The organism is Brevundimonas sp. GN22, assembly GCF_054824005.1.
Genome location: NZ_JSYD01000021.1, coordinates 22,684 through 28,758, shown reverse-complemented (window position 1 = coordinate 28,758; position 6,075 = coordinate 22,684). Strand labels below are relative to the sequence as shown.

Annotated in this window: 8 protein-coding genes and 1 pseudogene; all 9 read left to right on the top strand. The window is 60.7% G+C overall.

The features are described 5' to 3' along the window. Positions 1-216, top strand: a pseudogene (locus OB03_RS03780) (M3 family oligoendopeptidase); the annotation flags it as partial. A gap of 49 nt (positions 217-265) precedes the next feature. After that, complete coding sequence (locus OB03_RS03775) at positions 266-1,621, top strand: serine hydrolase domain-containing protein (RefSeq protein WP_461343275.1); 1,356 nt, start codon at positions 266-268, stop codon at positions 1,619-1,621. Between the two features lie 73 nt (positions 1,622-1,694). Beyond that, on the top strand, positions 1,695-1,946 hold the full coding sequence (locus OB03_RS03770) for an aa3-type cytochrome c oxidase subunit IV (RefSeq protein WP_242913908.1): 252 nt from the start codon (positions 1,695-1,697) through the stop codon (positions 1,944-1,946). A gap of 129 nt (positions 1,947-2,075) precedes the next feature. Continuing rightward, positions 2,076-3,209: a Re/Si-specific NAD(P)(+) transhydrogenase subunit alpha gene (locus tag OB03_RS03765; RefSeq protein ID WP_242913909.1), complete on the top strand. Its 1,134-nt coding sequence runs from the start codon at positions 2,076-2,078 to the stop codon at positions 3,207-3,209. Between the two features lie 91 nt (positions 3,210-3,300). Continuing rightward, complete coding sequence (locus OB03_RS03760; protein ID WP_242913910.1) at positions 3,301-3,621, top strand: NAD(P) transhydrogenase subunit alpha part 2; 321 nt, start codon at positions 3,301-3,303, stop codon at positions 3,619-3,621. Then, a complete protein-coding gene (locus OB03_RS03755; RefSeq protein ID WP_242913911.1) occupies positions 3,618-3,917 on the top strand; it encodes a hypothetical protein in 300 nt (99 codons plus the stop codon). The genes OB03_RS03760 and OB03_RS03755 overlap by 4 nt, the downstream gene beginning before the upstream one ends. After that, a complete protein-coding gene (locus OB03_RS03750) occupies positions 3,917-4,198 on the top strand; it encodes a hypothetical protein (protein WP_242913912.1) in 282 nt (93 codons plus the stop codon). The genes OB03_RS03755 and OB03_RS03750 overlap by 1 nt, the downstream gene beginning before the upstream one ends. A 15-nt stretch (positions 4,199-4,213) precedes the next feature. Further along, on the top strand, positions 4,214-4,579 hold the full coding sequence (locus OB03_RS03745; protein WP_242913913.1) for a hypothetical protein: 366 nt from the start codon (positions 4,214-4,216) through the stop codon (positions 4,577-4,579). Between the two features lie 23 nt (positions 4,580-4,602). Then, complete coding sequence (locus tag OB03_RS03740) at positions 4,603-6,021, top strand: NAD(P)(+) transhydrogenase (Re/Si-specific) subunit beta (protein WP_461343274.1); 1,419 nt, start codon at positions 4,603-4,605, stop codon at positions 6,019-6,021. Positions 6,022-6,075 lie beyond the last annotated feature (54 nt).

The window sequence follows — 6,075 nt, the reverse complement described above, 5'->3', positions numbered from 1 at the left end:
GATCTGCTGGTTGCGGCGCTAATGGAGACGCGGGCCAAGGACCCCGAAGCCTTTACGTCACTGTACCGCGAGCTGTTGGCCAATGGCGGGTCGAAGACCTATGTCGAGGCGCTGGAACCGTTCGGACTGAACCCGCGAGATCCGGCCTTCTGGACCATCGGCACCAAGCGCCTCGAAGGTCTGGTCGATCAGTTCGAAGCGCTCTGCGCGAACTGACGTTCGATAAACGTTGACAGGGTGGGATTAGGGCGAAAACCTCGACCCTATGAAAGCCCTGTTTTCTTTATGCGTCGCGGCGGCCCTTGCCTTGCCCGCATCCGTCATTGCCCAGGTTCCGCAGGCGGTTGCTTCGCATCCCGCGCAACATCGTGCTCTGGCGGCAGGGTACAAGGCGCTAACGGTCTGTAGCGCCTTCAAGACTGCCGAGGCGGCGGGCAGCCAGCGCACGCTGGAAAGCATTGAGCGCAACGAGCTTGTGGGCATCTATTCCGAGCTTCAGCCGATCATCGCTCACCTCACAGCACAGGTTTCGGATCAGCAGGTCTCGGTAGTGTGGGACGATGCGGCTCCACCCCGCGTGGCGACCTATCGCGAGGGGCAGGGCTGCGTGATCCAACCCATGGGTTATGTTTCCGGCCCGGCTTTGCCTGCCGTCGCCCGCCGCGCACATGCGCCTGACATGCCTGTGGCGGCGGTGGCCGGTGACGAAGCCAAGCTGAAGTCCGTGATCCACAGCGCGCTGAACCAAGGGTACGGCGCGGGCACCAACACAACCGGTGTGGTCGTTCTGCAGAACGGCAAGCGTATTGCCGAAGATTATGCAGACGGCTTTGGACCGAACACGCCACAGCGCACTTGGTCTGTTGCCAAAAGCATTGCCGGTACTCTGATCGGCGCGGCGGTTCAGCGCGGCGAGATCAATGTATCCGATCCGGCTCCCATCGCTAACTGGCAAGTGCCGGGTGATCCGCGAGCAGCCATTACGCTGGAAAGCCTGATGCGTATGTCGTCCGGCTTGACCAGCGATACAGCAGGTAACCGAACGGACGCCCTCTATTTTGGCGGGACCGCGGTGGACGAGCAGGTTCCGTACTGGCCGCTGCTCCATCCCGTTGGCTCCACCTATCGCTATGCCAATAACGATACCCTGTTGGCGGTAATGGCCATCGAAGACGGTTTTGCCGCCAACCCTCCGGCGGCATTGTTCGACCGCTTGGGCATGACGCGAACCTATGCCGAGACGGATTGGCGCGGACATTATGTTCTGTCGTCACAGGTCTGGACGACCGCGCGCGACCTCTCGCGACTGGGGCAGCTCTATCTGAATGACGGAGTCTGGGAAGGAGAACGGGTTCTGTCGCAGGGATGGGGCCGGTTCGTCTCTACGCCCTCGGGGCCCCAACCGCCGACCGGTAACTTTGGCTATGGCGCGACCTTCTGGGTCTTCAACCAATCCGAGGGCGTGCCGTCCGACACCTATGCCGCCAACGGAAACAGGGGACAGTACGTCGTCATCGTCCCTAGCCGCGGTGTGGTCATTGTCCGTCGTGGCGAGGATCCGGCAGGCAAAGGATTTGATATTGCAGGCTTCACCCGCGACGTTCTGGCCACGCTAGATTGAACGAGGGTCTTGAGCCGTCTGAACGGGCGCTATAAGACGCATCCAAATCCTGACTCATTTTACCGGAAGTCCCATGGCCGACTCGCACGCTGATACCGCCCACGACCACGTCCACGGCGAGATGGAAATCTCGGCGCAAAAGCACATGTTCGAGCTGTTCATCGCCATGACCAAGTGGTGCTCGCTCGCGATTTCGGCACTTCTGGTTCTGCTGGTCGTCTGGTTCGCAGTGGGCGCAGGCTTCGTTGCCGGCTTCATCGCGGCCGCTGTTGTGACGGTGGTCGGCGTGGTCATGCTGCGCGACAAGAAGACCGCCGAGCACTAAGACTTTCGGCATTCCGCTTGCTTCTTGAAAGCCCGCCGTATTCCGGCGGGCTTTTTTGTTGCTCCAAGTCTTGATCCCTTAGCAATCTCATCTAACACTGATCGATATGGGGATTTCGGGAGCAGGAATTTGGCCGTTGCCATCGCCGTAACGCGTGAACGCCGCGAAGGAGAGACGCGCTGTGCCGTCACTCCGGAGACGGTGAAGAAGCTTCTGGCGCTGGGCGCTGCCGTGACCGTCGAAGCCGGCACTGGGACAGGGTCGTCCTTCTCGGATGCGGAATATGAGGCGGCGGGAGCTACGGTTACGGGCGACTTGGCGGCTGTGCTGGCTGGTGCCGATATCCTGCTCAAGGTGCGGGGGCCGACCGCCTCGGAAACCAGCGCACTGAAAACCGGTGCGATAGTGGTGGCCATGCTGGACGCCCATCGCGAGAAGGCAACGCTCGAAGCGTTGAGAGGGGCCAACGCCACGGCCTTTGCGATGGAGTTCGTTCCCCGCATCACGCGTGCGCAGGTCATGGACGTGCTGTCGTCACAGGCCAATCTGGCGGGCTATCGTGCGGTGATCGAAGCGGCCTATGCCTATGGGCGCGGCTTCCCGATGATGATGACGGCGGCAGGCACAGTCGCGGCGGCCAAGGTGTTCGTCATGGGTGCGGGTGTCGCAGGGCTTCAAGCCATCGCTACCGCTCGTCGATTGGGCGGGGTGGTTACGGCCACTGACGTACGCCCTGCGGCCAAGGAGCAGGTCGAGAGCCTCGGGGCCAAGTTTGTTGCCGTAGAGGACGAAGAGTTCAAAGCCGCTGAAACCTCGGGCGGCTATGCCAAGCAGATGTCGCCTGAGTATCAGGCCAAACAGGCCGAACTGACAGCCAATCACATCATCAAACAGGATGTGGTCATCACGACGGCTCTGATCCCCGGACGCCCCGCGCCCAAACTGGTGACAGCGGAGCATGTGGCTTCGATGAAGGCAGGTTCGGTGATTGTCGATCTGGCGGTCGAGGCTGGCGGCAATGTCGACGGCTCCAAGCCCGACGAGATTGTCACGACGGCCAATGGCGTGAAGATCGTGGGCTGGAGCAATCTGGCCGGACGCATCGCCGCCGACGCCAGCGCGCTTTATGCCCGCAATCTGGCGTCTTTCGTCGGACTGATGGTCAAGGACGGGGAAATCTCCGTCGATCTGGAAGACGAAATCCTCAAGGCCGCCGTGGTCACCCACAAAGGCGCAGTGGTCCATGAAGGCATCAAGGGATGAGCCACAGCGTGCAAACGAGCGCGGATGGCCGTCCACTGATTTGCTTCACGTATCTCGCGCTCGATAAAGAAGAACACAGAGGAATAGCCTGATGGAATACGTCGACCCTACCGTCTTTCGTCTAGCCATCTTCGTGCTGGCTATCTTTGTCGGCTATTACGTCGTTTGGAGTGTAACGCCTGCGTTGCACACCCCGCTGATGGCTGTGACCAACGCCATTTCCTCGGTGATCATTGTTGGCGGGCTGATGGCTGCTGCGGCGTTCAGCGGAGGCGAGGCGGGCGGCGCGAATGCGTGGATTGCCAAGGGAGCGGGAATTGCCGCTGTGACTTTGGCAAGTGTGAATATATTCGGCGGCTTCATGGTCACGCGCAGGATGCTGGCCATGTACCGCAAGAAGGATAAGCGTTGAGTATGATTTCTGGCTTTTCAGCCGCGCATTGGATCACGGTCCTTTTGGCAGTTGCCGTAGGGCTGATACTGGTTCTGGTGCTGTTCAGCGGCAAGCTTCCGCCAAAGGTGCGTCGCGGCATCGAGGCCGCCTTGTCGGTTGGCTATCCTGTCTTGGTTGCTGTGTTTTTCGCGCTCCAAAGCTGGACTGAATATCAGGCAGCCAATCAGGTATCCGCCATCGGCTATACCGTAGGCGGCGTTGTGATGGTCGCGTTGGCGACGCGAGGGTATCTGAAGGGCCGCAAGCGCTCATGATGACTCCGGCCGATTTCACCATTGGTCTGTCCGGTGCGCTGACCCTCTACGGCGTGGGTCTGTGGCTGTGGAGCTGGGTCGGCAAATGCCCGCCGGTCATCCGGATGCGCTATCAGGACTGCGGCGTGGTGATCGTCTTTGCCTCGACTTTGGCCCTGTATGCCGTGCGCGAGCGCGAGTGGAATATTTGGGATTGGATTCTGGTGTTTCTCGGACCAGTGTTCATAAGCGCTGCCTTGTGGCGGCTGTTCCGCACCCAAATCTTTATAAAACCTGATTGACGTCAAGTGAGAGTAATGAAGACCGCAATTTCGATCGTAGCTGCCGGACTGACCCTGATTGCTGGCTCTGTTGCCCTGGCCCAACCGGCTGAAGTGGCACAGGACCTGAAGGGTGGATTGCCGTGGGCTGTGGCCGCCGATGCCAATGCAACGTGGCGTCTGGAGTGCCGCTTCCGTCCCGTGACTATCCGTGGCGTCTATCAGAACCGCATGGTGCGCGAGGGCAAGGGCCCGCAAATCGGCAACCTGCCGACCGACAACGGCAGCTGCACCCTAACCCGCCTAACTGGCGAGGGGAATATCGGCGTCGCCGTGATCAAGGACGGCAAGCCAGTGGCCAAGGGCACAACCGGAGCGCCCGCCATTATCAACGTTTTCTGATCCGGAGCTAAACGGGGGAGAGTATGAAAGCATCCATCGCAGCACTGGCCTATCTGGTCGCGGGTGTGCTGTTCATTCTCTCACTCCGTGGCTTGTCCAGCCCGGAAACGAGCCGCCGTGGCAATATGCTCGGCATGGCGGGCATGGCGCTGGCTGTAGGCGTAACGCTCGCGCTGCTGGCCAGTACGGGTGCGCTTGATCCTCTGACACTTGCTTTGATTGCGGGCGGTGTTGTGCTCGGGGGTGGTGCCGGTGCGATCATCGCCAACCGCGTACCGATGACGGCCATGCCGCAACTGGTTGCAGCCTTTCACTCGCTGGTGGGTATGGCGGCCTGTCTGGTGGCTGTGGGGGCCGTGTATGCGCCCGACGCCTTTGGCATTCAGACAGTGACGGGCGGCATCAAGGCGCTGTCGCTGGTAGAGTTGAGCCTCGGCGTGGCCATCGGTGCCATTACCTTCACCGGTTCGGTCATCGCCTTTGCCAAACTGAACGGCAATATGAGTGGCTCGCCGATCCTTCTACCCGCGCGTCACCTGATCAATCTGGGGCTGGCGGCGGGTCTGGTGTTTCTGATCGGTATTCTGATCGGCACGGGCGGAACAGCTGTTTGGGCTTTCTGGGCCGTGTTTGCCCTTAGCCTGATACTGGGCATTACCCTGATCATACCCATCGGCGGCGCGGACATGCCTGTCGTGGTGTCGATGCTGAACTCCTATTCCGGCTGGGCCGCAGCGGCGCTGGGCTTCACGTTGGAGAACATCGCGCTGATCATCACGGGCGCTTTGGTCGGCTCGTCAGGCGCGATCCTCAGTTACATCATGTGCAAAGGCATGAACCGCAGCTTCATCAGCGTGATCCTCGGCGGTTTCGGTGCTGAGACCGCTGCGGGCGGCGATGGTGCCAAGGTGGAAACCCGCCCCGTCAAACAGGGCAGTGCCGAAGACGCCGCCTTCATCATGAAGAACGCCTCCAAGGTCATCATCGTGCCCGGCTATGGAATGGCGGTGGCGCAGGCCCAGCACGCGCTTCGTGAAATGGCAGACAAGCTGAAGGAAGAAGGCGTCGAGGTGAAATACGCCATCCACCCTGTCGCGGGCCGTATGCCGGGGCATATGAACGTCCTGCTGGCCGAGGCCAACGTTCCCTACGACGAGGTTTTCGAACTGGAGGATATCAACTCCGAGTTCGCCTCGGCCGACGTGGCTTTCGTCATCGGGGCAAACGATGTCACGAACCCTTCGGCCAAGACCGACCCGCAGAGCCCCATTTACGGGATGCCGGTTCTGGACGTGGAGAAGGCAGGCACGGTGCTGTTCATCAAGCGCGGGATGGCGGCGGGCTATGCGGGGGTGGAGAACGAACTCTTCTTCCGCGACAACACCATGATGTTGTTCGCCGACGCCAAGAAGATGGTCGAGGGGATCGTCAAGGCGCTCTAGACCATTGGCACCGGCGGACAGATCACCCTATAGCCACGCTCTGACTTCCCCTTG

What these genes read in the sequence shown, in the direction of transcription:
- OB03_RS03775 (WP_461343275.1), top strand. Translation starts at nt 266, where the DNA reads ATGAAAGCCCTGTTTTCTTTATGCGTCGCGGCGGCCCTTGCCTTGCCC.
- OB03_RS03770 (WP_242913908.1), top strand. Translation starts at nt 1,695, where the DNA reads ATGGCCGACTCGCACGCTGATACCGCCCACGACCACGTCCACGGCGAG.
- OB03_RS03760 (WP_242913910.1), top strand. Translation starts at nt 3,301, where the DNA reads ATGGAATACGTCGACCCTACCGTCTTTCGTCTAGCCATCTTCGTGCTG.
- OB03_RS03750 (WP_242913912.1), top strand. Translation starts at nt 3,917, where the DNA reads ATGACTCCGGCCGATTTCACCATTGGTCTGTCCGGTGCGCTGACCCTC.
- OB03_RS03745 (WP_242913913.1), top strand. Translation starts at nt 4,214, where the DNA reads ATGAAGACCGCAATTTCGATCGTAGCTGCCGGACTGACCCTGATTGCT.
- OB03_RS03740 (WP_461343274.1), top strand. Translation starts at nt 4,603, where the DNA reads ATGAAAGCATCCATCGCAGCACTGGCCTATCTGGTCGCGGGTGTGCTG.